20 protein-coding genes and 1 riboswitch are annotated in these 24,450 nt (G+C 70.2%); of the genes, 15 read left to right on the top strand and 5 right to left on the bottom strand.

Annotated elements, in window-relative coordinates:
• Positions 1–2: 2 nt before the first annotated feature.
• Complete coding sequence (locus VGN58_RS17120; protein ID WP_327484375.1) at positions 3–764, top strand: NAD-dependent deacylase; 762 nt, start codon at positions 3–5, stop codon at positions 762–764.
• Positions 765–834: 70 nt separating this feature from the next.
• Entirely contained in the window at positions 835–1,500 is a 666-nt protein-coding gene (locus tag VGN58_RS17125; protein ID WP_327484376.1) for a hypothetical protein, read from the top strand.
• A 146-nt stretch (positions 1,501–1,646) separates the two neighbouring features.
• Here VGN58_RS17125 and VGN58_RS17130 read toward each other — a convergent pair whose 3' ends face one another.
• From VGN58_RS17130 to ompR, 3 genes are read right to left on the bottom strand one after another with little or no spacing between them, the layout of a single operon-like run.
• On the bottom strand, positions 1,647–2,555 hold the full coding sequence (locus tag VGN58_RS17130; protein WP_327484377.1) for an alpha/beta hydrolase: 909 nt from the start codon (positions 2,553–2,555) through the stop codon (positions 1,647–1,649).
• A 25-nt stretch (positions 2,556–2,580) separates the two neighbouring features.
• Positions 2,581–3,846 (bottom strand): ATP-binding protein, encoded by a 1,266-nt coding sequence (locus tag VGN58_RS17135; protein WP_327484378.1) that lies wholly within the window; start codon positions 3,844–3,846, stop codon positions 2,581–2,583.
• Complete coding sequence (ompR, locus tag VGN58_RS17140) at positions 3,843–4,562, bottom strand: two-component system response regulator OmpR (protein WP_327484379.1); 720 nt, start codon at positions 4,560–4,562, stop codon at positions 3,843–3,845. The genes VGN58_RS17135 and ompR overlap by 4 nt, the downstream gene beginning before the upstream one ends.
• 192 nt (positions 4,563–4,754) lie before the next feature.
• Between ompR and VGN58_RS17145 the strand changes: the two genes are divergently transcribed.
• From VGN58_RS17145 to purU, 10 genes are all read left to right on the top strand, one after another.
• Positions 4,755–5,279 carry a hypothetical protein gene (locus VGN58_RS17145; RefSeq protein ID WP_327484380.1) on the top strand — a complete coding sequence of 175 codons (525 nt, stop codon included), beginning with the start codon at positions 4,755–4,757 and terminating at the stop codon, positions 5,277–5,279.
• Between the two features lie 119 nt (positions 5,280–5,398).
• A complete protein-coding gene (locus VGN58_RS17150) occupies positions 5,399–5,692 on the top strand; it encodes an EF-hand domain-containing protein (protein WP_327484381.1) in 294 nt (97 codons plus the stop codon).
• A 9-nt stretch (positions 5,693–5,701) separates the two neighbouring features.
• Positions 5,702–6,571, top strand: a complete 870-nt coding sequence (locus tag VGN58_RS17155; RefSeq protein ID WP_327484382.1) for a sterol desaturase family protein — start codon at positions 5,702–5,704, stop codon at positions 6,569–6,571.
• A 74-nt stretch (positions 6,572–6,645) separates the two neighbouring features.
• Complete coding sequence (gene hglS / locus VGN58_RS17160) at positions 6,646–8,010, top strand: 2-oxoadipate dioxygenase/decarboxylase HglS (protein ID WP_327484383.1); 1,365 nt, start codon at positions 6,646–6,648, stop codon at positions 8,008–8,010.
• Positions 8,011–8,458: 448 nt separating this feature from the next.
• A riboswitch (cobalamin riboswitch) is annotated at positions 8,459–8,679 on the top strand.
• A gap of 180 nt (positions 8,680–8,859) precedes the next feature.
• Positions 8,860–11,304 (top strand): ribonucleoside-diphosphate reductase subunit alpha, encoded by a 2,445-nt coding sequence (locus VGN58_RS17165; RefSeq protein ID WP_414710812.1) that lies wholly within the window; start codon positions 8,860–8,862, stop codon positions 11,302–11,304.
• A gap of 229 nt (positions 11,305–11,533) precedes the next feature.
• Entirely contained in the window at positions 11,534–12,553 is a 1,020-nt protein-coding gene (locus VGN58_RS17170) for a ribonucleotide-diphosphate reductase subunit beta (RefSeq protein ID WP_327484384.1), read from the top strand.
• A 221-nt stretch (positions 12,554–12,774) separates the two neighbouring features.
• Positions 12,775–13,185 carry an acyl-CoA thioesterase gene (locus VGN58_RS17175; RefSeq protein ID WP_327484385.1) on the top strand — a complete coding sequence of 137 codons (411 nt, stop codon included), beginning with the start codon at positions 12,775–12,777 and terminating at the stop codon, positions 13,183–13,185.
• A gap of 164 nt (positions 13,186–13,349) precedes the next feature.
• Entirely contained in the window at positions 13,350–14,615 is a 1,266-nt protein-coding gene (locus VGN58_RS17180) for a serine hydrolase domain-containing protein (RefSeq protein WP_327484386.1), read from the top strand.
• 71 nt (positions 14,616–14,686) lie between these two features.
• Positions 14,687–15,004 carry a hypothetical protein gene (locus VGN58_RS17185; protein ID WP_327484387.1) on the top strand — a complete coding sequence of 106 codons (318 nt, stop codon included), beginning with the start codon at positions 14,687–14,689 and terminating at the stop codon, positions 15,002–15,004.
• A 16-nt stretch (positions 15,005–15,020) separates the two neighbouring features.
• The gene (gene purU / locus VGN58_RS17190) at positions 15,021–15,872 is read left to right on the top strand and encodes a formyltetrahydrofolate deformylase (RefSeq protein WP_327484388.1); all 852 of its coding nucleotides are present in this window, start codon (positions 15,021–15,023) and stop codon (positions 15,870–15,872) included.
• A 122-nt stretch (positions 15,873–15,994) separates the two neighbouring features.
• Here purU and VGN58_RS17195 read toward each other — a convergent pair whose 3' ends face one another.
• On the bottom strand, positions 15,995–17,338 hold the full coding sequence (locus tag VGN58_RS17195) for an APC family permease (RefSeq protein WP_327484389.1): 1,344 nt from the start codon (positions 17,336–17,338) through the stop codon (positions 15,995–15,997).
• Between the two features lie 168 nt (positions 17,339–17,506).
• Here VGN58_RS17195 and VGN58_RS17200 point away from each other — a divergent pair, with 168 nt between their 5' ends.
• A complete protein-coding gene (locus VGN58_RS17200) occupies positions 17,507–18,796 on the top strand; it encodes a M20 family metallopeptidase (protein ID WP_327484690.1) in 1,290 nt (429 codons plus the stop codon).
• Positions 18,797–18,910: 114 nt separating this feature from the next.
• Here the strand turns inward: VGN58_RS17200 and VGN58_RS17205 are convergent, their stop codons facing one another.
• Entirely contained in the window at positions 18,911–19,699 is a 789-nt protein-coding gene (locus VGN58_RS17205) for a TSUP family transporter (RefSeq protein ID WP_327484390.1), read from the bottom strand.
• A gap of 311 nt (positions 19,700–20,010) precedes the next feature.
• On the opposite strand from VGN58_RS17205, the gene VGN58_RS17210 reads away from it, so the two are divergent.
• Both VGN58_RS17210 and VGN58_RS17215 read left to right on the top strand, forming a co-directional pair.
• Positions 20,011–21,339: a M20 family metallopeptidase gene (locus tag VGN58_RS17210; protein ID WP_327484391.1), complete on the top strand. Its 1,329-nt coding sequence runs from the start codon at positions 20,011–20,013 to the stop codon at positions 21,337–21,339.
• A 239-nt stretch (positions 21,340–21,578) separates the two neighbouring features.
• Positions 21,579–24,446, top strand: coding sequence for a serine/threonine-protein kinase (locus tag VGN58_RS17215; protein WP_327484392.1), 2,868 nt, complete (start codon positions 21,579–21,581; stop codon positions 24,444–24,446).
• Positions 24,447–24,450: the final 4 nt, after the last annotated feature.

The raw sequence follows: 24,450 nt of genomic DNA on the forward strand, positions 1-24,450 counted from the left end.
CGATGGAGCGCGTGCCCGCCGCGATCGCACACGCGCTGCAGCGGACCATCGACGAGGGCGGCAACGTGTGCGTGCTGACCGGCGCCGGTATGTCGGCCGAAAGCGGCATCCCGACCTTCCGCGGCACCCACGACAGCCTGTGGTCGCGCTTCGATCCGATGCGGCTGGCGACCGCCGAGGCGTGGCGCGAGGATCCCGCACTCGTCTGGGGTTGGTATCGCTGGCGCATGCAAGGGGTGCGCGATGCGCAGCCGAATGCGGGGCATCGCGCCCTGGCCGATCTCGCGCGTCGCCTGCCGCTGTCGCTGGTCACCCAGAACGTGGACGACCTGCACGAGCGCGCCGGCAGCGTGGTCGACGCGCATGTGCACGGCAGCCTGTTCGCCCTGCGCTGCTTCGCCTGCGGGCGCGCACATGACGGCCCGCTCGACGACTGCGTCGACGGCGCGCAGCGGGTCGAACCGATGCGCTGCACCGGCTGCGGGGACCGCATCCGCCCGGGCGTGGTGTGGTTCGGCGAAGCGCTGCCGGACGATGCGTGGGAGGCCGCCACGGAAGCGGCGACCGGTTGCGCGCTGATGCTGGTGGTGGGTACGTCGGGGCTGGTGTATCCGGCGGCCGGACTGCCCGCCCTTGCACAGCGCCGGGGCGCCGTCGTCGTCGAGATCAATCCGGAGCCGACCGCGCTGTCCGCGCAGGCCGACCACGTCTGGCGCGCCACGGCGGCCATGGCCTTGCCACTGCTGGCAGGCGCCGGACACTGACCCCTGCCGCAGCGGATGTTTAACGCGCGCCGTGCGACACTGCGCCCGGGTCTCCGTCGAGGAGGATGCGATGAGAACGCCGCCGCTTCCGGCCTGTCTGGCCGCCGCCCTGGCCTCCCTGCTGGCGCTGGGCTGCGAACGCCCACCCGAACGCGGCGACGTGGTCGCGGCGCTGGAAACGGCGCTGGTGATCGCCGAACACCGGCCACCGCCGCAGGCCCCGCCGCCCGACGCGCAGTTCGCCGACGCGACGCGCGGCATCGCCCTCGCCCCCGTGCCCGGTTTCGTTCCGCGCCACGAAGACCGGCATGACCTGCCCGGCGGCGACGCGGGATGGAATGCGTTGCCGGGACGCGAGCGCGATGGTGGCGCGCCGCTGCTGGCCCTGGTGCTGGAGGGATCGGATCGCACGGCCGCCGCCGAATTCCGCATCGGCGCCAGCCGCGATGCGCACGCCGTGGTGACCTGCCGGCAGATTCCCGCGGTGCCGGGTGTGGCCAGGGGCGAGGATGTCCGCATCGATGGCCAACCCTTCCGTCATGTCCACGTGGCCGAATCCTCGCCGCACCACTACCGCACGCTCGACGCCTACCGCAGCGTGCGCAACGGCCACTGCCTCGCCATCGACCTGATCGTCACCGGCACGCACGACCCGGCCACCACGCCGCCGTTCGACGAGGCCACGGCACAGGCACGCCTGCAGCAGGCCCTCGGCGCGGTGCGGATCATGCGCTGAGGTGTCTCGTCGTTCCTTCTCCCCGTGCCGACGGGGAGAAGGTGCCGAAGGCGGATGAGGGGCGCTGTTGTGGGAGCGACGTGAGTCGCGATGAGGCTTTACCGATGGCCATCGCGACTCACGTCGCTCCCACGGGGATGCGTCGGTTACGGCACGTGGCGTCGCATGAACCCATCCACCGCGTTCGTGTAATCCGACGGCAAGCCGAGCTCGCGGTTCACTTCCGCGTGCGAGAGATCCTGCGGCAGCACCGCCATCGTCAGGCCCAGCGTCTCGGCCTTCTCGGCCATCGCGCGGCCCTGCGGGCAGGCATCCCTGCGGTGGGAGGAGCAGACGAACAGCATCGGCACTGCGTCGCGGGTGAGCTGGTGGTACGGCGAGGCGGCGATCCAGTCGGCCGGGTTCCTGCCGAAGGCGGTGTCGTAGATGCGCGGCAGTGGTGGCTTCTTCATCGTCAGCGGCACGTCCAGCGCGCCGCTGTCCAGCGACACGACGGCGCGCGGTGCCGTCGCGCCGGCCTCGCGCCACAGCGTGGACGAGGCACCGACCAGCGCGGCGAGATGCGCGCCGGCGGAGTGGCCCATCAGCAGCACGCGCGAGGCGTCGCCGTTCCACCCGGGTGCACGCCGCTGCACGGCGGCCAACGCACGGGCGACATCGCGTGCCTGGTCGAGCGGCGCGGTGTCCGGCCGCAGGCGGTAGTTGGTGGAGACCAGGATGTAGCCCTCCGGCAGCCAGTAGGCGGCCTTGTTCTCGACCACGCCGGGATTGTCCTTGTTGCCGTTGGCCCAGCCGCCGCCGTGGACGAACAGCAGGATCGGCGCGTTGCGCGGCTGCGCCGGCAGGTAGACATCGAAACGCTGGCGCGGATCGTCGCCATAGGCGACATCGCGCAGCGCCCTCGCGCCCGCCGGGAGGGCCGGCGCGCGCGCGGCGGGCTGCCGCGAGGCCTCGCGCGCCTGCTGCAGGCGTTCGCGGAAGGTCTGGGCCGCCAGCGGCGGCAGCATCACGATCAGGGCGACGGCCAGCAGGCCGGCGCGGAACGGCTTCTTCATCGCATCACCTCGTGGGGCCATCGATTCAGCCGGCGCGCACCACCAGTTGCGCACGCAGGCCGTGGGGCGTGTTCGGCAACAGTCGCAGCGCGCCGCCATGCTGGCGCGCGACGCGGTCGACGATCGGCAGGCCCAGGCCGCTGCCGCCCTGTGCCTGGTCGTGGACGAAGGGCTGGCGGGCGCGTTCGGCAGCCTCGGCGGACAGGCCGGGGCCGCCGTCGGCGACCTCGACCACCCAGGCCGATCCTTCGGCCCACAGCCGCAGCGACAGCGGCAACGCACCATGCCGCTCGGCGTTGACCAGCAGGTTCTCGACCGCGCGCAGCAGCGCCATCGGTTTGCCGGGCAGCAGCGCGTGCTCGGGAAGGTCGACCCGCCAGCCCTTCGAGGACGCGGCGACCGCGTGCCGGCAGATCGCGGCCAGGTCGACGGTCTCGCTGCCTTCGTCGCGACCGTCGCGCGCGAAGGCGATGAACTGGCCGAGGATGGCGTCCATCTCGGCGATGTCGCGATGCATGCTGCGGGTCAGGTCGGGATCGTTATCGGGGACCATCTCCAGCGCGAACTGCAGGCGCGTCAAGGGCGTGCGCAGGTCGTGCGAGATGCCGGCCAGCAGCAGCGCGCGCTCGTCCGCGGCGGCCCGCACATCGCGACTGGCATCGCCCAGCGCCTGCGCCAGGTCCGTCACTTCGCGCGGGCCACGCGCATGCACCGGCGGCGGCGCATCGCCGCGCACGATGGCCGGCGCGGCGGCGGCGAGCCGGCGCAGCGGCTGCACCAGGCGACGGGCGAAGTACGCCGCAGCCAGCCACACCAGCGCCACGCAGCCGATCAGCATGAACACAGAGAACCGGCGCACGCCGGTGCCGGGGCGGTCGTAGGCGAACGAGACCCACAGCGGTTCACGCGTGGCCGGTTTCAGCCAGATCACCCGCAAGCCACGGCCGGCATCCATGCGCAGCTCGCGACCGGCGCCCAGCGTGCCGGCGGCCTGTTCGCGCAGTTCACGCAGCAACGGCGCGAAGCGCGGCCGCGCGTCGGCCGGCGGCGTGCTGCGCACCTCCAGGCCGGCATCGCGCAGCTGCGCGACGGTGCGCGCATGCGGCTGGTGTTGATCGAGCGCTTCGACGACGTCGGCGAAGCCCTGCATGGCGCGCAGCAACTGGTCCGCCGCCGGTCGCGTGGCCAGTTCGCGCCCCAGCACCAGCGCCAGCACGCCCGCGCCGATCAGCACCAGCGCGATCACCAGCACCAGTTGGCCGAACACGCTGCGCGGCAGCGGCGACCTCATGGCGCGGCCTCCGGCGGCACGAACACATAGCCCACGCCCCAGACCGTCTGGATCAGGCGCGGCTGCCGCGGATCGTCTTCCAGCAAACGGCGCAGGCGCGCGATGGTGACGTCCATGCTGCGCTCGAAGGCGTCGTGCTCTCGCCCGCGCGCCAGACTCATCAGGCGGTCGCGGCTGAGCGGCTGGCGCGGGTGCCGCAGCAGCACCGACAGCACGGCGAACTCGCCGCCGGTCAGCCGCAGCAGCGCGCCATCGCGGGTCAGTTCGCGCCGGCCGAGGTCGAGACGGAACGGACCGAACGCCACCTCGCCGCCCTCGGGTTGCGGTGCGCCCGGGACGGGGCGCGTGCGCCGCAGCACCGAGCGGATGCGCGCCAGCAGTTCGCGCGGATTGACCGGCTTGGGCACGTAATCGTCCGCGCCGATCTCAAGGCCGACGATGCGGTCGATCTCGTCGCCCTTCGCCGTGAGCATGACGATGGGCGTGGCATCGCCCTGGCCGCGCAGGCGGCGGCAGATGTCCAGGCCGCTTTCGCCGGGCAGCATCAGGTCCAGCACGATCAGGTCGAAGTGGCCGCGGTCCAGCGCCTGCCGCAGCTGCACGCCATCGCCCACGCCGCGCACGTCGAAGCCCTGCGACTGCAGGTAGCGCTGCAGCAGCTCGCGCAGGCGCAGATCGTCGTCGACCAGCAACACACGGGGCAGGGTGTCGTCCATGCGGCCACTATCGCCCGCCGTCGCGACGGCCGGCAAACCCTGTCAGCGGCCCGTTTGTAAGCAGATATGTCCGTCATGGCCGGCAGACACATCCGCTGGCAACCACGACACACCTGCCCGCGTGGCCCGGCCTACCGTGGCGCTGCCGCCGCTTCCCCGTGCGGCCTTCCCTTCCCCGACGAGGATTCCGCCATGAGCAAGACCCCGCTCCTGATCGCCACCGCCTTCGTGCTGTGCGCCACCGCGCTGTTCGCCGGCCACGCCGACGCCCGCGAGCGCAGCCGCGCCGTGCAGCGCACCCCGCAGGGCGGCAGCGTCGCCGTCGAGCGCAGCAACGCGCGCTTCGAGAGCCAGCGCCAGCGCGCGTGGCAGGCCGACGGCCAGGGCAACGCCAGCGCGTCGCGCAACGGCCGCATCGCCGGCGTCCACGGAGGCAGCGCCGGTGCCGAGCGCAGCGCCTACCGCAACGCCGATGGCAGCGCCGGCCGCCAGGGCAGCGCGTACGCGAACGGCCCCAACGGCGGCAGCGCCAGTACCAGCGGCGGCATCAGCCGCGATGCCGACGGCAACGTGACCGGCGCGCGCACCACCACCGCCACCGGTGCGAACGGCAACGGCTATACCGGCAGCACGACGGTCTCGGACGGCACGCTGGTGCACAGCCGCAGCTGCACCAGTGCCGCCGGTGACGTCATCGCCTGTCCGCGCGGCCACTGACCGGACGGCGGCACCTGCTTTCCCGCAGGCGCGGTGGCAGGGCACTCCCCCCTGCCGCACGGATGCATTCCCGCGCCGCCGCGCCTGCACCTTTTCTTTCCTTCACTTGGAGATTCCCGATGTCGCGTTCCATCCTGCTTCCGTTCGCCACCGCGCTGTCCGTGTTCGCGCTGGCCGCCCCCGTCGCCGCGCAGCAGCGCGCGCTCACCGACGAGCAGAAGGCCGCCCTGCTTGAACGCCTGAAAGCCGCCGACACCAATGGCGATGGCGTGATCGACAAGGCCGAGGCGGAGGCGAAACTGCCGCGCCTCGCCAAGCGCTTCGACACGCTCGATGCCGACGGCAACGGCACGCTGTCGCCGGACGAAATGCGCGCGGCGGGCCAGAAGATGGCCGCGCGGCGCACGCGCTGAGTCCGAGCGATGGAGGACCTCCGCCTGTTCGCCGGCTTGCCGCTGCCGTTGCTCATCCTCGTCGCCATCGCCGCGCTGGAGGCGGCGTGGCTCGCCCGGCGCGGCGTGCGCTACGACTGGAAAGGCTACTGGGCCTCGTTCGGCGATGCGGCCGGCCGCGCGCTGCTCGGCCTGCTGATCCAGGGCGGCCTGGTGGGCGTGCTGCTGTTCGCGATCTGGGAATTCCGCCTGACCACGATCGCGATGGACCGCCCCTGGCACTGGATCGCGCTCTTCGTCGGCCAGGAGTTCTGCTATTACTGGATGCACCGCGCCGACCACCGCGTGCGCTGGTTCTGGCTGAACCATTCGGTGCATCACTCGGCCGAGCAGTACAACCTGTCCACGGCGTACCGCCTCGGCTGGACCGGCAAGCTGACCGGCGCGGCAGTGTTCTTCGGCCCACTGGTCTGGCTGGGCTTCCCGGTGCCGTACGTGGTCGGCGCGCTGGCGCTGAACCTGCTGTACCAGTACTGGCTGCACACGGAACTGGTGCCGCGCCTGCCACGCCCCATCGAGTTCGTGTTCAACACGCCGGCGCACCACCGCGTGCACCACGCCAGCAATCCGGAATACCTGGACTGCAACTACGGCGGCGTGCTGATCGTGTTCGACCGCCTGTTCGGTACCTGCCGCGAGGAACGCCCCGGCGTGCCGATCCGCTATGGACTGGTGGATCCGGTGCGCAGCTACAACCCGGTGAAGATCGCCTTCCACGCCTGGGTGAAGCTGCTGCGCGACCTGCGGCGCGCGCGTGGCCTGCGGCAGGTGGGCATGACCCTGTTCGGTCCGCCCGGGTATGTCCCCGGCGGCACGGACGACGGTCGTCCGAGGGGTTGAGAGTGGCCCGGGCCGGCGCGGCCGGCGACAATACGCGCCCCCGGCGGCCCCACGCCGCCCGCACGCCGAGCCCCATGACCGCCTTCGTTTCGCCCGACCGCATCCGCTGCCTGTTCGCCCAGGCCATGTCCGACATGTACCGCGCCGAGGTGCCGCTGTATGGCGACCTGATCGCGCTGGTCGGCGACATCAACGCCGACACGCTGCAACGCGATCCGGCGCTGGCCGAACGCCTGCAGCGCACCGGCGAAACCGAGCGCCTGGACCTGGAGCGCCATGGCGCCATCCGCGTGGGCACGCCGGCGGAACTGGCGATGCTGGGCCGTGTGTTCGCGCTGATGGGCATGCACCCGGTGGGCTACTACGACCTGACCGTGGCCGGCGTGCCGGTGCACGCCACCGCCTTCCGGCCGCTGACCGAAGAAGCGCTGGCGGCGAATCCGTTCCGCATCTTCACCTCGCTGCTGCGGCTGGAGCTGATCGCCGATGCCGCGCTGCGTGCCGAAGCGGAGGCGATCCTGGCGCGGCGCGACATCTTCACCGCCGGCGCGCGCGCGCTGGTGGACCAGGCCGAACGCGACGGCGGCCTGTCCGACGCCGATGCGCAGCGCTTCGTCGCCGAGGTGCTGGAAACCTTCCGCTGGCATGGCGATGCGACCGTCTCGCTGGAGACCTACCGCGCGCTGCATGGCCTGCACCGCCTGGTCGCCGACGTGGTCAGTTTCCGCGGCCCGCACATCAACCACCTCACCCCGCGCACCCTGGACATCGACGCCGCGCAGGCCGCGATGCTGGAACGCGGCCTGCAGGCCAAGGCGCTGATCGAAGGCCCACCGCGCCGCGCCGTGCCCATCCTGCTGCGGCAGACCAGCTTCAAGGCGCTGGAAGAGGAGGTCGCCTTCCCCGACGCCACCGGCACGCTGGTGCCCGGCAGCCACAGCGCGCGTTTCGGCGAGATCGAACAGCGCGGCCTGGCGCTGACCCCGGCCGGGCGCGAGCTCTACGACCGCCTGCTGGCGCAGGTGCGCCAGGCGGGCGGCGCCGGCAATACCGCGGCGGACTATCCGCAGCGGCTGGCGGAGGCGTTCGCGGAATTTCCGGACGACGAGACCGCGCTGCGCCGCGATGGCCTGGGCTACTTCCGCTACCGCCTGATCGATGCCGGCGCGGCCATGCCGGCCAGCGAACGCGCCGCGCTGACGCCGGATGCGCTGGTCGACGCCGGCTTCGCCGTCGCCGACCCCATCGTCTACGAGGACTTCCTGCCGGTCAGCGCGGCCGGCATCTTCCAGTCCAACCTCGGCGGCGGCGAACAGCGCGCCTACGACGCGCATGCCAACCAGGAGGCGTTCGAGGCTGCGCTGGGCAAGGCGATCCATGATCCGTTCGCGCTGTACGCGCGGGCGCAGGATGCCTCAATCGCCGCGCTGCGGCGCTGACGTAGGGCGGGCCCCGGCCCGCCATTGCCACGCCGGGCCTCACGACGCGACCCGGCGATCGGCGGTGTCGCCACCTCTCCACGGCACTCGACGCGTGCGATGGGCCAAGGCCCACCCTACGATGCTGACGCCTGACGTCTTACTCCCTCTCCCCGTACAACGGGGAGAGGGTGCCCAACGGGCGGGTGAGGGGCGAACGGAGTCCGGACACCTCACTTCGTTGGATCGGGACAACATTCCGTTGATAACGAAGCGCTCCACTCGCGAGTCGTGACCGCGCCTGCCCCTCATCCGCCCCCGTATCAAGTACGGGGCAGGCTCTTCGGGCACCTTCTCCCCGCCCAGCGGGGAGAAGGACTCAGCGCAGCAATGCGAAACCGTGAAACCCGCATGGCACCGACGAGCGCTGTTCCACACAACATTTCGTGTTGACGCTTCCCGGCACCCCCACTATCTTGTGGCCGTCGGTTCCGGTGGTCGCAAGCCACGGGATTAAAACGGGAAGCCGGTGACGCGTTCGCGCCACTCCGGCACTGCCCCGCAGCGGTAATTGGGAACGAACCCGCCACCAGCACTGAGGCGCCATGCCTTGGGAAGCGGTGGGTGTAGGAAGAAGGCTCGCCCTTCGCGCCCATGAGTCCGAAGACCTGCCGACAGCCGCGCGATGCACACCGCGCGGTGCCGGCCGCGGATTCTCCGGGGGGAGAGGGCTGGCGAAGCAGGGCGCCCGCAGTCCGTCTGCGCGGTCGCGTCCCCTGCGACGCCGCTTCCCCACTGTGATCCTCCATCCGGCCTTGCGCAGCCCTGCGAGGGACGGGCCGCCGCGTGCACCACGCATGGAGGACTCGCATGACCCCGACCGACACCGCCGTCGCCGACGCCGGCACCATCCCGTCCCAGAAGGACGCGTTCGCCCTGACCCCGCCGCCCACCGCCACCGCCATGAGCGTGACCAAGCGCAACGGCAGCCGCGAGCCGGTGGACCTCAACAAGATCGTGCGCGCGGTGCAGCGCAACTGCGAAGGCCTGCATGCCATCGACCCGATGCGCGTGGCCACCCGCACCATCTCCGGCCTGTACGACGGCGCCAGCACGCGCGAACTGGACGAACTGTCGATCCGCACCGCCGCGCTGCTGACCGGCGAGGAGCCCGAATACAGCCGCCTGGCCGCGCGCCTGCTGGCCGGCTACATCACCAAGGAAGTCACCGGCCAGGAGATCCATGCGTTCTCGCAGTCGGTGACGCGCGGCCACGAGGTCGGCCTGATCAACGAGCGCCTGCTGAACTTCGTGCAGACCAACGCGCGCAAGCTCAACGATGCGCTGGACGCCTCGCTCGACCTGCACTTCGACTACTTCGGCCTGCGCACGCTGTACGACCGCTACCTGCTGCGCCACCCACACACGCGCAAGGTGATCGAGACGCCGCAGCAGTTCTTCCTGCGCATCGCCTGCGCGCTGAGCGAGGACGTGCCGGAAGCGCTGGCGCTGTACCGCCGCATGGGCCACCTGGACTACCTGCCCAGCTCGCCGACGCTGTTCAACAGCGGCACCACGCACGAGCAGCTGTCCTCGTGCTTCCTGCTGGACTCGCCGCAGGACACGCTGGAATCGATCTACGCCAGGTACGGCGATATCGCCCAGCTGAGCAAGTTCAGCGGCGGCATCGGCGTGAGCTACACGCGCGTGCGGTCGCGCGGCTCGCTGATCAAGTCCACCAACGGCCACAGCAACGGCATCGTGCCGTGGCTGAAGACGCTGGACTCCTCGGTCGCGGCGGTCAACCAGGGCGGCAAGCGCAAGGGCGCGGCCTGCGTGTACCTGGAAACCTGGCATGCCGACATCGAGGATTTCCTGGAACTGCGCGACAACACCGGCGACGAAGCGCGCCGCACGCACAACCTCAACCTGGCCAACTGGGTGCCGGACCTGTTCATGAAGCGCGTGGAGGCCGACCAGGACTGGTCGCTGTTCGATCCGCGCGTGGTGCCGGAACTGACAGATCTGTATGGCGCGGCATTCGATCTGGCGTACACGCAGGCCGAGCTGCAGGGCAAGGCGATCAAGACCGTTTCCGCCCGCAAGCTGTACGGCCGGATGATGCGCACGCTGGCCGAGACCGGCAACGGCTGGATGACGTTCAAGGACAAGTGCAACGCCGCCAGCAACCAGACGCTGCGGCCGGGCAACGTGATCCACCTGTCGAACCTGTGCACCGAGATCCTGGAGGTCACCTCGGCGGACGAGACCGCGGTGTGCAACTTGGGGTCGATCAATCTGGCGCGCCATTTCGACCGCGATGCCGAGACCGGCCGCGAGTGGTTCGATTTCGACAAGCTGGCCGAAACCGTCCGTCTGGCCGTGCGCCAGCTGGACCGCGTGATCGACCTGAACTTCTATCCGATCGAGACCGCGCGCCGCGGCAACCTGCGCTGGCGGCCGGTGGGCCTGGGCTGCATGGGCCTGCAGGACGTGTTCTTCAAGCTGCGCCTGCCGTTCGACAGCGCCGAGGCGCGCGCGCTGTCGGCGAAGATCGCCGAAACCATCTATTTCCACGCACTGGAGACGTCGGTGGACCTGGCGCAGGAACGCGGCCGCCATCCGTCCTTCGCCGACACCCGCGCGGCGAACGGCGAGCTGCAGTTCGACGCATGGAGCGTGGTACCGGAAAACCGCGAGCGCTGGGACGCGCTGCGCGAGCGCATCAGGGAGCACGGCCTGCGCAACTCGCTGCTGATTGCCATCGCCCCGACCGCGACCATCGCCTCGATCGCCGGCTGCTACGAATGCGTGGAGCCGCAGGTGTCCAACCTGTTCAAGCGCGAGACGCTGTCGGGCGACTTCCTGCAGGTCAACCGCTACCTGGTGGACGAGCTGAAGAAGCTCGGCCTGTGGACGCCGGAAACCCGCGATGCGATCAAGCTGGCGGAAGGCTCCATCCAGGGCATGGCGCAGATCCCGGAGACGCTGCAGCAGGTCTACCGCACGGCGTGGGAACTGCCGATGCGCTCGCTGATCGACATGGCCGCCGACCGCGGCGCCTTCATCGACCAGTCGGCCTCGCTCAACCTGTTCATGGAAAGCCCGAACATCGGCGCGCTGTCGTCCATGTACATGTACGCCTGGAAGCGGGGCATCAAGACCACCTACTACCTGCGCTCGCGCCCGGCCACCCGCATCGCCAAGACCACGGTCAGCAGCGCCGCCGCCGCGGAGCCGAAGCGCGAATACACGCCGGCGGAGGCGATTGCGTGTTCGCTCGAGAACCCCGAAGCCTGCGAGGCCTGCCAGTAACCGCTCCCCTGCGCCGGCTCCGGCCGACGACCCCTGGAACAGGAACACGGACGTTCCCGGCGCAAGGACGCGCCACCTTCTCGATCGAGCCCCTCTCCCACCGGGAGAGGGGTTGGGGTGAGGGTACGGCGGCGTCACGACGTGTCGCCGCCGCTGCCGTCGCCGCACCCTCATCCGCCCTACGGGCACCTTCTCCCGGAGGGAGAAGGAACCAAGAGACCACCGCACCATGTCCGCACACCCCAAGCAGATGCTGCTAGACCCCGGCTTCGAACTGACGCTGCGCCCGATGCGCTACCCGCAGTTCTATGACATGTACCGCGACGCCATCAAGAACACGTGGACGGTGGAGGAGATCAACTTCCAGATCGACATCACCGACCTGCACTCGAAGATGACGCCGGCCGACCGCCACCTGATCCACCGGCTGGTCGCCTTCTTCGCCACCGGCGATTCCATCGTGTCGAACAACCTGGTGCTGAACCTCTACCAGCACCTCAACGCGCCCGAGGCGCGCATGTACCTGTCGCGGCAGCTGTACGAGGAAGCGCTGCACGTGCAGTTCTACCTGACGCTGCTGGACAACTACCTGCCCGATCCGTCCGAGCGCTTCAAGGCGTTCGCCGCGGTCGAGAACATCCCGGCGATCAAGAAGAAGGCCGACTTCTGCTTCAAGTGGATCGATTCGCTGCAGGACATGAAACGGATCGAGACGCGCGAGCAGCGCCGCCAGTTCCTGCTCAACCAGATCTGCTTCGCCGCCTGCATTGAAGGCCTGTTCTTCTTCGCCGCGTTCGCCTACGTGTACTACTTCCGCTCGCGCGGCCTGCTGCCGGGCCTGGCCAGCGGCACCAACTGGGTGTTCCGCGACGAGAGCTGCCACATGGAGTTCGCGTTCGAGTGCGTGCGTACCGTGCGCGAGGAAGAGCCGGACCTGTTCGACGACCGCATGCAGCAGCAGGTCTACGACATGCTTGAAGAGGCGATCGAGTGCGAAGTGCAGTTCGCCGAGGACGTGCTGTCCGGCGGGGTGGCCGGCATCTCCACGCGGGACATGCGCCAGTACCTGCAGCACTGCGCCGACCAGCACTTCGCCAAGCTCGGCATGCCCAAGCGCTACGACGTGCGCAACCCGCTGCCCTTCATGGAGCTGCAGGACGTGCAGGAACTGACCAACTTCTTCGAGCGCCGCGTCTCCGCGTACCAGCTGGGCGTGCAGGGCGAAGTCGGCTTCGACCACGCGTTCTAGCATGCACGCGTTGTAGGAGCGACGCGAGTCGCGACCGCGGCAATGAAACCCCCATGTCGCAGCGTCGCCCCTGCGAGATCGGCGCTGGGTACCGCGTCATAAGCCGTCCTCCAGGTATCCTGGCCATTCGTTCATGCGGTCGCGACTCACGTCGCTCCTACATCAGCACAACATCCTCCGCGCTATGCTCCCGCCGGGAGCACGCATACCGGAGCATTACCATGACCGATCTGCCCACCGCGGAAGCGCGCCCTACCGAGGCGCGCCTACTGCACATGGTCTTCCCCGACCACACCAACCACCTGGGCACGTTGTTCGGCGGCCAGGCGCTGGCGTGGATGGACATGTCGGCCTTCATCGCCGCGTCGCGTTACGCGCGCACCACCGTGGTCACCGCGCGTTCGGAACAGGTCGACTTCAACCAGCCCATCCACAAGGGCGATCTGGTGGAAGTGGTCGCGCGCGTGGTCAAGGTCGGGCGCAGCTCGATGAACGTCGACGTCGAGGTCATCACCGAGAACCTGCTGACCGGCGAGCGCAAACTGTGCACGCGCGGCCACTTCGTGATGATCGCGCTCGACCCGCTGGGCCGACCCACGCAGGCGCCGCCCCTGGTCCCTGCCGACGCGTAGGGCGGGCCTTGGCCCGCCACCGCGACACCCTGCATGCCCCGGACCAGGCCATTGCGCGATACAGGTCGCCGAGCGTGATCGCATCGGGGATCGCTCCGGACCCGGAGCGGGGTTCGGCTAGGTCGTTCGTCATGCTTCTGCAGGCTCCTTCTTCGTGCAGCCCTATGACGCCTGACGCCGCTCCACGTTGCCCCCACCGCCGCCGCTGGTTGTCCGCACTGGTGGCCACGCAGCTGGCGGCAGGTGTCTGGCCACCCCTCGCATCGGCCGCCGCCTGCGACGATGCCGCGGACTGGGTTCCACCCGACGCCTTTCTCGCCGATCTCCCTCGCCTGATGCAGGCGCTGCGCGTGCCCGCCATCGGCATGGCCGTCGTCGAGCGTGGTGACGTCGTGTGGTCGCGCAACCTCGGCGTGCTGAATGCGCAAACGCGAACGCCGGTGGCGGACAACACCCTGTTCGAGGACGCCTCGCTCAGCAAGCCGGTGTTCGCCTACCTGGTGCTGCAGCTGGCGGACCAGGGCGTGATCGATCTGGATGCACCGCTGGTGCGCTACCGGCGCATGGACTACCTGGCCGATCATCCGTGGACCGACCTGGTCACCGCCCGCGACGTGCTGCGCCATTCCACCGGCATGCCCAACTGGCGCAAAGACCCGGCGAACGAGAAGCTGGTGCCCGCAGTGAAGCCAGGTACGCGCATCGACTACTCCGGCGAAGCGATCTTCTGGCTTCAGCTGGTGGTGGAGACGCTGACCGGCGAGAGCCTGGACGCGTCGATGCAGCGCCTGCTGTTCGGCCCCGCCGGCATGCGCGACAGCAGCTACACCTGGAATACCGACCTCGCCACGCGTTCGGTGTATGGCCATCGCGCGGTCGATGACGAAGGGCACGGCATGCCCCCGCAGATGCTGCGCGACACCTGGAACGCCGCGCAGACCGTCGCCGAGCGCTGGGGCAAGCCGCTGTCGGCATGGCGGTACGAAGACGCGCAGCGGGCGTTGCCCGAGGTGCAGGCCATCACGCCGAAAGGCCTGGTGAACTGGCCCGGCGATATCCTCGCCAATGCGGCGGCCAGCCTGCGTACCACGCCGACCGATTACGCGCGCTTCATGGCGCTGATGGTGCGCACGCAACGCGAGCCCTGGCAGATCAGCGAGGCCACGCGCACGGCGATGCTGACGAAGCAGATCGACGCGCCCGGCCGCTGGACCGACAAGGGCCTGGGCTGGAACCTGGAAGTCACCCCGCGCGGCCCGGTGTTCTACCACTCGGGCAGCAACGGCGGCATCTTCAAGAACTTCGCCCTGGGCGATGCCCGCGGCCGGCGCGCGCTCGTCGCATTGACCAACGGCGGCAGCGGCAACGTGCTGTACCGGCGCGTGGTACGCGCGGCCACCGGGCACGACCTGCTGGCGTTCGATCTGTAGGCATGCGCCGCCACAGCGGCCGTCCCGGCGATGTGCTAAACAGCGAGCCTCACCGCCCCGGAGACGCTGCCATGGCCTTCCCCCATCACTTCCTTCGTTCGTCCCTCCGTGTCGTCGGCGCGATCGCCGGCGCCCTGGCGGTGTCCGCCTGCGTCAGCACGCCGGGACCGCAGGTGGCCGGGGACGGCCTGTGCAGCGATGCGTCGCTGGGCTGGGCGGTCGGGCGACCGGCGGACGAAGCCACGCTCAAGCGGCTGTCCAGCGAAAGCGGTGCCGGACTGGTCAATCCGATCGGCCCGACCACCGCCGTCAAGCACGACGCCCGCCGCGACCGCCTGCGTGTCTACCTCGATGCGCAGAACCGCATCACCGCCGCACGTTGCGAATGATCCTACCGATACCCCCATGCGCCGCGACCACATCCTGACCCTTTCCTGCCCCGACACCACCGGCATCGTCTACCGCGTCACCGGGCTGCTGTACGAATCCGGCTGCAACATCCTCGACGCGCAGCAGTTCGGCGACGAGGAATCGGGACGGTTCTTCCTGCGCGTGCATTTCGACGTACCCGGCACGGCCGAGATCGACGTGCTGCAGGAGGGCTTCGCCTCGCTGGCGGAGATGTTCGGCATGGACTGGCGGATCCACGATGCCAGCCGCAAGGCGCGCCTGATGGTGCTGGTCAGCAAGCAGGGCCATTGCCTCAACGACCTGCTGTTCCGCGTGCACAGCCGGCAGCTGCCGGTGGAGATCGCCTGCATCGCCTCCAACCATGCGGACTTCGCCCCGCTGGCGCAGTCCTACGGCGTGGCCTTCCACCATCTGCCGGTCTCGGCCGACAACCGCACCGCGCAGGAACGGCAGATCGTCGACCTGGTCGAACGCGAGCGGATCGACCTGGTGGTGCTGGCGCGCTACATGCAGATCCTCTCGCCCGAGCTGTGCGACGCGCTGGCCGGCCGCGCCATCAACATCCACCACAGCTTCCTGCCCAGCTTCAAGGGCGCCAAGCCGTACCACCAGGCGCACCAGCGCGGGGTCAAGATCATCGGCGCCACCGCGCACTACGTGACGCGCGACCTGGACGAAGGCCCGATCATCGAACAGGACGTCGCCCGCGTGGACCACGCCATGACGCCCAAGGAACTGGTGCGCATGGGCAGCGACATCGAATCGCTGGTGCTCGCGCGCGCGGTGCGCCGCCACGTGGAGCACCGCATCCTGCTGAACGGGCACCGGACGGTGGTGTTCCGATAAGTCTGACCGGTGGGGGATCAACAACTGTGGGAGCGACGTAAGTCGCGATGTTTTTCGTGCAGCTCAGCGGAAAAGCTCGCGACTTACGTCGCTCCCACAACCGGTTCCCATCCGTCCAAGCGTCAGCCCCCGCCGCGCCGCCGCAATCCCACCAGCACCGCATACACCACCGCCAGCACCACCACCGCCACCCCGATCGCCGTCCATTCGCGCGTGCTCAGCGTGGTGAGGATGGCAACCATGCCGGCGACCGCCAGGCCCGGCACCAGCGGACCACCGCGCAGCACGAACGGTTGGCCACGCTCGCGCAGGTCGTTGCGCTGCGCGCGCCAGGCCGCGATGCACACCATCACGTACACCAGGCAGACCGCGCCCCCGGAGATCAGCACCAGCGCCTCGAAGTTGCCCAGCACCGCCAGCACGCAGGCGATGCCGGCATGCGCGGCCAGCGCCAGCAGCGGCACGCGATGGGTCGCGCTGACCCGGCCGAAGGCCTGCGGCAGGTAGCCATCCCGGCCCAGCGCGAACAGCAGCCGCGACGAGCCCAGCAGGTTGCCGAGCAGGAAGCCCGCCATCGAGATGCACGCGGTCACCAGCAGGGCGATGCGTGCCGGGTCCCACAGGCGGCCCGCCGCTTCGGCGATCGGCACGCTGCTGCTGGCCAGCGCCGGACCCAGCACGCCCTGGCAGACGATCTGCAGACCCAGGTACAGCAGCACCACCAGCAGGATGGCGCTCATCGCCGCGCGCGGCACGCTGCGCGAGGGATCGCGCACTTCGCCACCGGGGATCAGCGCCGTCTCCACGCCGGAATAGGCGAACACGACCATTACCATCGCCGCGCCCAGTGCGGTCCACGACGGCACGTCGGCGAACGCGAAGCTGACCTGCGTGGTGTCGACGAAGGCCAGCCCGACGATCACCAGCAGGAACAGCGGCAGCAGCTTCAGCGTGGCCAGCGTCATCACCGCGCGTGCGCCCAGCTTCACGCCGAAGGCATTGAGCGCGTAGATCGCGGCGTACACGCCCAGCAGCAGCAGCGCGCGCGGCAGTGGCGCGGCGAAGACCGGCCACAGGCTGGCGACCTGCAGCGACAGCGCCGCCGCCACGCCCGCGCTGGAGGCCACGTTGCAGATCCACATCAGGGCGCCGGCCAGGAAGCCGGGCAGCGTGCCGAACACCGCGCTGACGTAGGTGTAGGGGCCGCCGGTCGCCGACGCGCGGCTGCCGATGGCGGCGAAGCACAGCGCCACCGGCACCATCACCAGCGCACCGGCCAGCAGCGCGAGCGGCGCGGCCGCGCCGACCTGGGCCGACAGCGCGGCGGGCATCTTGAAGATGCCGCCGCCGACGATGATGTTGATGACGGCCGCCGCCAGCGCCAGGCTGCCGACCGCACGCAGCAACGCGGCGTCGCCCTGCAACGGGCGGGAGGGAACAGGTTCGGCGTCGCGGGTCATGGGCATGCGGGGTGGTCGGCGGCCTGCGAGCCTGCCACGCGCGCACGGCGAATGCGAGCCGCGCGCCCGCATGCGCTCATGGCGATTCGCCATTGGACGCGCGCGTCGACCGGGCTAGCATCGGGCTCCGACCACCCTGCGTCCCCTGCCATGTCCCACTGCCACCGCCGTTCCCTGCAGGCGGCCTGCCTGCTCGTGCTCTCCACGCTGCTGCCGCTGCCAGGACATGCCGCGGAGTCGACCGCCGTTGCCGCGCTGGAGCAGGTGCAGCCGAAGCTCGTGCAGTGGCGCCGCGACATCCATCAGCACCCCGAACTCGGCGAGCAGGAAACGCGGACGGCGAAACTCGTCGCCGACCACCTGCGTTCGCTCGGCCTGACGGTGCGTACCGGTGTCGGCAAGACCGGCGTGGTCGCGGTACTGAAGGGCGCGAAACCCGGTCCGCGCATCGCGCTGCGCGCCGACATGGATGCGCTGCCGGTCACCGAGCAGACCGGCCTGCCGTTCGCGTCCAAGGTGAAGGCCGACTACCGCGGCCAGCCTGTCGGCGTGATGCATGCCTGCGGCCACGATGCGCATGTCGCCATCCTGATGGGCGTGGCGCAGGCACTGGTCGCCGCCAAGGACGAGTTGCCGGGTGAAGTGATGTTCGTCTTCCAGCCTGCCGAGGAAGGCCCGCCGGTTGCGGGCGAGGTGTTCGGTGCCGCGCTGATGCTGCAGGACGGCGTGTTCGAGGACTTCACGCCCGATGCCGTGTTCGGCCTGCACGTGTGGGCCGGCCTGCCGGTCGGCAGCGTGGGTTACCGCAGCGGCCCGCTGATGGCGGCGGCGGACGAGTGGTCGCTGGTGGTGAAGGGCAGGCAGACGCACGGCTCACGGCCGTGGGACGGCGTGGACCCGATCACCCTGGGCGCGCAGATCCTGCTGGGGACGCAGAGCATGATCGCGCGGCAGATCAACATCGCCACCAGCCCGGTGGTACTGACGGCCGGTCAGTTCCAGGCCGGCGTGCGCTTCAACATCATTCCAGACGAAGCGACGCTGGTCGGTACGCTGCGCACCTTCGACCCCACCGTGCGCGAGGACGTGATCGCGCGGTTCCGCCGCATCGCCGACGACTACGCGCACGCCAGCGGCGGCAGCGCCGAACTGAAGGTCGCCAACAACGCACCGGCCACCATCAACCAGCCTGCGCTCACCCAGCGCGTGCGGCCGTCGCTGGAGAAGGCCGTCGGCGCGGCGAACGTGGTGGAGATGCCGCTGGTGACGGTGGCGGAGGATTTCTCGCAGTTCGCCCACACGGTGCCCGGTTTCTACTTCTTCGTCGGCTCCACATCGAAGGGCATCGATCCGGCCACCGCGCCGATCAACCACTCGCCGCAGTTCCTGCTCGACGAACAGGCGCTGCAGACCGGCAGCCGGGCGATGCTGCAGGTGGCGCTGGATTACCTGCGCTCGCCTTGATCGCGAATGGTTGTGGGAGCGACGTAAGTCGCGAGCTTTTGGTATGGCCCGAGGAAGAGCATCGCGACTTACGTCGCTCCCACAAGTGCCGGCCGGGGCCTGGTACCAGCCGGGTCAGAACGACACCACCCACGCCCGCAGCGGATGCTGCGGGTCGGCCAGCAGGCGGATCGCCAGCGCGATCGAGACCGTCACCAGCAGCGGCTTGATGATGCGGGCGCCCTGCTTCATCGCGAAGCGCGAGCCGAGTTGCGCGCCGAGGAACTGGCCTGCACCCATCAGCAGGCCGATCTTCCACAGCACCGCACCGTGGGCGAGGAACACCGCGAACGCGCCGAGGTTGGAGCCGAAGTTGAGGAACTTGGTGTGTGCGGTGGCCTTGAGGATGCCGAAGCCGGCCAGCGCCACGAAGCCCAGCATCAGGAACGACCCGGTGCCGGGACCGAACACGCCGTCGTAGAAGCCGATCGCCGGCACGAAGGTCAGCGCGAACACCTGCGGCCGCATGCGCTGGTGGCGGTCGACGTGGCCGATGTCCGGCTTCAGGCCGAAATAGACGGCGATGCCGACCAGCAGGAACGGCAGCGCCCACTTCAGCCATTCCACCGGAATCACCGTCGCCAGCAGCGCACCGCCGACGGCGCCGAGCGCCGCCGTCAGCACCATCGGCAACTGCCCCTTGGGATCGACGTGCCCGTGCCGCGCATACGCCCAGCTCGCGGACCCGGAACCGAACAGCGACTGCAGCTTGTTGGTGCCCAGCACCTGCAGCGGCGGAATGCCGGCCAGCAGCATCGCCGGAATGGTCACCATGCCGCCGCCGCCGGCGATGGCATCGATGAAGCCCGCCAGCATCGCGGCGAGGAACAGCAGCGGGAGCACCTGCAGGGCGAGGTCGGGCATGGGGGTTCCGGTGTGACGACGATGCGCGTCCGCCGGAACGTCGACGGACACGACACCACGTCATTCTAGTTGAGGCGGACCCCGGAACTCCGTCCGTGGTGAGCCCGTCGAACTCCGCCTGGTGCGGAAAGCGGCCGTTCTGGCGCGCCGTTTCATGGCAAACCGCGCGGTTCGACAAGCTCACCACGAACGGTATCCACGCGCGCAGTTCGGCGCCGTCGTTCGTCGTCGACCGCAAGCGTCGGCGCCCTTTCCCACGCCGCCAGGCCATTGCGGTTAGCATCGCGGCATCCCGTCCGGAGTCCGACACGATGCGCCATGCACGTCCGTTGCTCGTTTCCCTGCTTGCCGCCGCGCTGTCCGCCGCATTGCCTGCCGCCGCGCAGGACGCCGCGGCCTCGCAGCGCCCCGAGGTCGCCGCCGCCGGCAAGGCCGTGCAGCAGCAGGTGATCGAGTGGCGCCGGTACTTCCACCAGTACCCGGAACTGTCCAACCGCGAGGAACAGACCGCCAGGCGCGTGGCCGAGGAACTGCGGAAGCTGGGCCTGCAGCCGCGCACCGGCATCGCGCACCACGGCGTCACCGCGGTGATCAAGGGCGGCAGGCCCGGTCCGCGCATCGCCCTGCGCGCGGACATGGATGCGCTGCCGGTGACCGAGCGCAACGACCTGCCGTTCGCCTCGAAGGCGACGTCGACCTACCGCGGCGAGACCGTCGGCGTGATGCATGCCTGCGGCCACGACGCGCATACCGGCATCCTGCTGGGCGTGGCGAAGGCGCTGGTGGCGATGCAGGACCGGTTGCCCGGCGAGGTGCTGCTGGTGTTCCAGCCCGCCGAGGAGGGCGCGCCGGCCGGCGAGGAAGGCGGTGCGTCGCTGATGCTGGCCGAAGGCGTGTTCAAGGACTTCAAGCCGGAAGCGGTGTTCGGCCTGCACGTGTTCTCGTCCATCCCGGTCGGCCAGATCGGCGTGCGGCAGGGCCCGCTGATGGCGGCGTCGGACAGCTTCACGCTGAAGGTCGTCGGCCGGCAGACGCACGGGTCGCGCCCGTGGGGCGGCATCGACCCGATCGTGGCGATGGCCGACGTGATCGGCACCACCCAGACCATCGTCAGCCGCCGCACCGACATCTCGAAACTGCCGGCGGTGGTCAGCTTCGGCGCCATCAAGGGCGGCATCCGCTACAACATCATCCCCGACGACGTGGAAGTGGTCGGCACCATCCGTACCTTCGACGAAGGCATGCGGCAGAAGATCTTCGCCGACCTGAAGAACGTCGCCACCCACGTCAGTGCCGCGCACGGCGCCAAGGTCGAAGCCAGCGTGCCCGACAACGACGGCAATCCGGTCACCGTCAACAACCCCGAACTCACCGCGCGCATGCTGCCCAGCCTGCAGGCGGTGGTGGGCGCCGACAACGTCATCACCCCGCCGCTGCAGATGGGCGCGGAAGACTTCTCGTTCTATGCGCGCGAAGTGCCCTCGATGTTCTTCTTCGTCGGCAGCACCGCCAAGGGTGTCGATCCCGTCACCGCGCCCAGCAACCATTCGCCGGAATTCATGCTGGACGAAGGCTCGCTCGACATCGGCCTGCGTGCGTTGCTGCAGGTCACGCTCGACTACCTGCACACCGCACGCTGACCGCCGCACGGCGTTTCGCCTCACGGTAACCAGGGCGAGCCACCGCGCGGCGTTTCGCCTCACAGTAAGGCGGGCGCGCAGGGATTGATGCGGTGGCTGCCGCGGACAACAATGCCGCGTCACGCATTGCCCGAGGGAAGGTTCATCGCTGCAGCCGCCGCCCGCGTCGCTCCTGCCATCGCCACGCCTTGCGTGCCGCCCGGTGCGGCGACGGCGGCCCACGCGGCCGGGGCGCTCGCGTGAACATCGCGTTCGCCCGCGCGCTCGCGCTGTTCGATGAAGTGGTGGCGCTGGCGCCCGCGCAGCGCGCGGAGCGGTTGGCCACGCTGGCGCGCGATGAACCGGCGGCGCACGACGCGCTGCAACGGCTGCTGGCCACCGACGACAGCGTCGGCGACGAAGCGCACGCGATGGATGGCCTGCAGGATGTCCTCTTCGCCGACACCGGGGCGACCATCGCCGATCCGCACCTGGGTTCGCGGCTCGGGCCGTGGCGGATCGAGGCCATCGTCGACAGCGGCGGCATGGGCACCGTGTACGAGGCCTGGCGCGACGACGGCCAGTACCGGCAGCGCGTCGCGCTGAAATGCATGCGCCACGAACTGTCCTCGCCGCGGCTGGTGGAGAGCTTCCTGCGCGAGCGCGAAACGCTGGCGGCGCTCGACCATCCCGGCATCGCCACGCTGATGGATGGCGGCGTCGACGGCGCGGGGCGCCCCTGGTTCGCGATGCGCTACGTCGATGGCCAGCCCATCGATGCGTGGTGTCGCACGCGCCGTGCCGGCATCGAACAGCGCGTCGACCTGTTGATACAGACCTGCGAGGCGCTGGCCTATGCGCATGCGCGCCTGGTGTTGCACCAGGACATCAAGCCGACCAACCTGCTGGTGACCGCCGACGGACAGGTGCAGCTGCTGGACTTCGGCCTGACCGCCTCGTTGGCGGCCGGCGCGCCGGCGCCGCGCATGGCGGTTTCCGAAGGTTACGCGCCGCCGGAGGCCACGCGCGGTGATCGGCCCACCCTGGCCTCGGATATCTGGTCGCTCGGCATGGTGATGTACCGCCTGCTGTCCGAGCGCCTGCCCACCACCGCATCACGGTGGTGGCTGATGGACCCCGCCACGGCGCCTCCGCCCGCCCCGATGTCGCAGCTGGCCGTGGACCTGCCCGAAGCCGAGGCGCACGTACGGGGCGCCAGGGATGCGCGCACGCTGGCGCGCCGGCTGGCCGGCGACCTGGATGCCATCGCCCTGCGCTGCATCGCCTTCGATCCCGCCGAGCGCTATCCCTCCGCCAACGCGCTGCGTGAGGACCTGCTCGCGTGGCAACGCCACCGCCCGGTGCAGGCCCGCCGGGGCGGCGCCCTGTATCGCAGCGGACGCTTCATCGCCCGCCATCGCCTGGTCGTGGGACTGGCCGGCCTGGCCGGCCTCAGCCTGCTGCTCGGTGGCGCGCTGGCCGCCTGGCAGGCCGAGCGCAACACGCGCGAAACCGCCGCGACGATGGCGCTGTCGCAGGTATTCGAGCAGACCCTGGGCGTGGCCACGCTGTCGGGGCTGGGCGATACCACGCTGTCGTCGCGCGACCTGCTGCAGGACACCGAACGACGCGTGCGCGAAGTCGCCGGCGACGGCCATCCGGCCGTGCTGGCGCGCGGGCTGGCGATCCTGGCGCGCAACTACACCGTGCTGGGCGACTACCGGCGCGCCACCGCGCTCGCCCGCGAGGCCGCCGCCCTGCAGGGCAACGACCGGCTGGCGCGCGTCCAGCAGCAGGCCACGCTCGCGGCCCTGCTCACCCTGCAGGGCGAACCGGCCGAAGCGCGCCGCCTCGCGCAGGCCGCCCTCGACTCGCTCGGACCCCACGAGGAGGAACAGACCGGCTTGCGCCTGCAACTGATGACCACGCTGGCGCGCAGCCAATGGGACCAGATCGAACGCAGTCAGGCGCAGCGCACGCTCGACGCCGCCCTAGCGCTGGCCACGGCGTCGGGCGACGCGGTCGCCCAGGCCGAGCTGTACCGCCTGCGCGGCCACTGGCGGACCCGCCTGATCCGTTTCCGCGACGCCGAAGCCGACCTGCGCCAGGCCATCGCGCTGGCGTCCCCACGCGCGCCCCTGGTCGCCAACGATGCGCGCCAGTCGCTGATCACGGTGATGCTGCTGCAGGAGCGCGCCACGGACGCCGCGCAGATCGCGGCGGACCTGCTGCACGAGGCCAGCCGGCGCCTGGGCGAGGATCACCCGCTGGTCGGCCGCGCCTGGCGCATCGTCGCCAACGTCGAGTGCGTGCGCACCGAACTGGAAGCCTGCGCCGCGTCCACCGCCCGCGCCGAGATGATCGTGCGCCGGCACTTCGGCGAAGGCCATCCGGAATACGCGGACGTGCTGCGCATACGCTCCCTGCTGATCACCTACGGACAGGCGCCGCAGTCCGACGTCCTGGCGCTGCTGCGCCGGGCGCACGCGATCATGCGCGCCGCCTACCCCGACGACCACGAGAACGTGCAGCGCATCCGCACGCTGCTCGCCGGGCGCCTGGTGTTCGCCAGCGCGACCGCGCCGCCGGACCAGCGCGCACGGCTGCGCGAGGAAGGGATAGCCCTCCTGGAATCGGCCCTGGCCCGGCCCATCGTCAACGAACTGCCGCTGCAACCGGCGCACCGCTCGTCGCTGGTGCAGGCGCTGATGGCACGCGACGCCCCCGGCGACCGCGACCGCATCCGCACGCTGCTCGAAGAGAACGCGCGCATGATGCAGGCCTATCCGCCGGGCTACAGCTTCCGTTTCAACGACGCCATCCTCCAGGCCCGGCTGCGGCTGCGCGAAGGCGATGCCGCCGGCGCCGACGCGCAGCTGGCCGCCCTGGAACCGGCACTGCGGCGACACCAGAACGTCACCAACAACCGCTACTTCCTGCGCAACCTGTGGCTGCTGCGCGCCGGGATCGCGGCGGGACGCGGCGATCGCGCACAGGCCCGCGTCTTCCTCGCCGATGCGCTGAGACACATGGAATCGGCCTTCGGCCGCGACCACGTGGCCACGCGGCGCCTGCGCCGGGAGATCGACACCTTCGGCCAGGGCGGCGCACCTCCCGCGCTGCCGTGAATGC

Origin of the sequence: Pseudoxanthomonas sp., assembly GCF_035999195.1 — a bacterium.
Lineage (GTDB): Bacteria > Pseudomonadota > Gammaproteobacteria > Xanthomonadales > Xanthomonadaceae > Pseudoxanthomonas_A.

Excerpts from the sequence above, each read along its gene's own strand:
- VGN58_RS17195 (WP_327484389.1), bottom strand. The coding sequence starts at position 17,338 with ATGCCCATGACCCGCGACGCCGAACCTGTTCCCTCCCGCCCGTTGCAG.
- VGN58_RS17150 (WP_327484381.1), top strand. The coding sequence starts at position 5,399 with ATGTCGCGTTCCATCCTGCTTCCGTTCGCCACCGCGCTGTCCGTGTTC.
- hglS (WP_327484383.1), top strand. The coding sequence starts at position 6,646 with ATGACCGCCTTCGTTTCGCCCGACCGCATCCGCTGCCTGTTCGCCCAG.
- VGN58_RS17135 (WP_327484378.1), bottom strand. The coding sequence starts at position 3,846 with ATGAGGTCGCCGCTGCCGCGCAGCGTGTTCGGCCAACTGGTGCTGGTG.
- VGN58_RS17130 (WP_327484377.1), bottom strand. The coding sequence starts at position 2,555 with ATGAAGAAGCCGTTCCGCGCCGGCCTGCTGGCCGTCGCCCTGATCGTG.
- VGN58_RS17170 (WP_327484384.1), top strand. The coding sequence starts at position 11,534 with ATGTCCGCACACCCCAAGCAGATGCTGCTAGACCCCGGCTTCGAACTG.
- VGN58_RS17185 (WP_327484387.1), top strand. The coding sequence starts at position 14,687 with ATGGCCTTCCCCCATCACTTCCTTCGTTCGTCCCTCCGTGTCGTCGGC.
- purU (WP_327484388.1), top strand. The coding sequence starts at position 15,021 with ATGCGCCGCGACCACATCCTGACCCTTTCCTGCCCCGACACCACCGGC.
- VGN58_RS17180 (WP_327484386.1), top strand. The coding sequence starts at position 13,350 with ATGACGCCTGACGCCGCTCCACGTTGCCCCCACCGCCGCCGCTGGTTG.
- VGN58_RS17175 (WP_327484385.1), top strand. The coding sequence starts at position 12,775 with ATGACCGATCTGCCCACCGCGGAAGCGCGCCCTACCGAGGCGCGCCTA.
- VGN58_RS17210 (WP_327484391.1), top strand. The coding sequence starts at position 20,011 with ATGCGCCATGCACGTCCGTTGCTCGTTTCCCTGCTTGCCGCCGCGCTG.
- ompR (WP_327484379.1), bottom strand. The coding sequence starts at position 4,562 with ATGGACGACACCCTGCCCCGTGTGTTGCTGGTCGACGACGATCTGCGC.
- VGN58_RS17125 (WP_327484376.1), top strand. The coding sequence starts at position 835 with ATGAGAACGCCGCCGCTTCCGGCCTGTCTGGCCGCCGCCCTGGCCTCC.
- VGN58_RS17155 (WP_327484382.1), top strand. The coding sequence starts at position 5,702 with ATGGAGGACCTCCGCCTGTTCGCCGGCTTGCCGCTGCCGTTGCTCATC.
- VGN58_RS17165 (WP_414710812.1), top strand. The coding sequence starts at position 8,860 with ATGACCCCGACCGACACCGCCGTCGCCGACGCCGGCACCATCCCGTCC.
- VGN58_RS17120 (WP_327484375.1), top strand. The coding sequence starts at position 3 with ATGGAGCGCGTGCCCGCCGCGATCGCACACGCGCTGCAGCGGACCATC.
- VGN58_RS17145 (WP_327484380.1), top strand. The coding sequence starts at position 4,755 with ATGAGCAAGACCCCGCTCCTGATCGCCACCGCCTTCGTGCTGTGCGCC.
- VGN58_RS17205 (WP_327484390.1), bottom strand. The coding sequence starts at position 19,699 with ATGCCCGACCTCGCCCTGCAGGTGCTCCCGCTGCTGTTCCTCGCCGCG.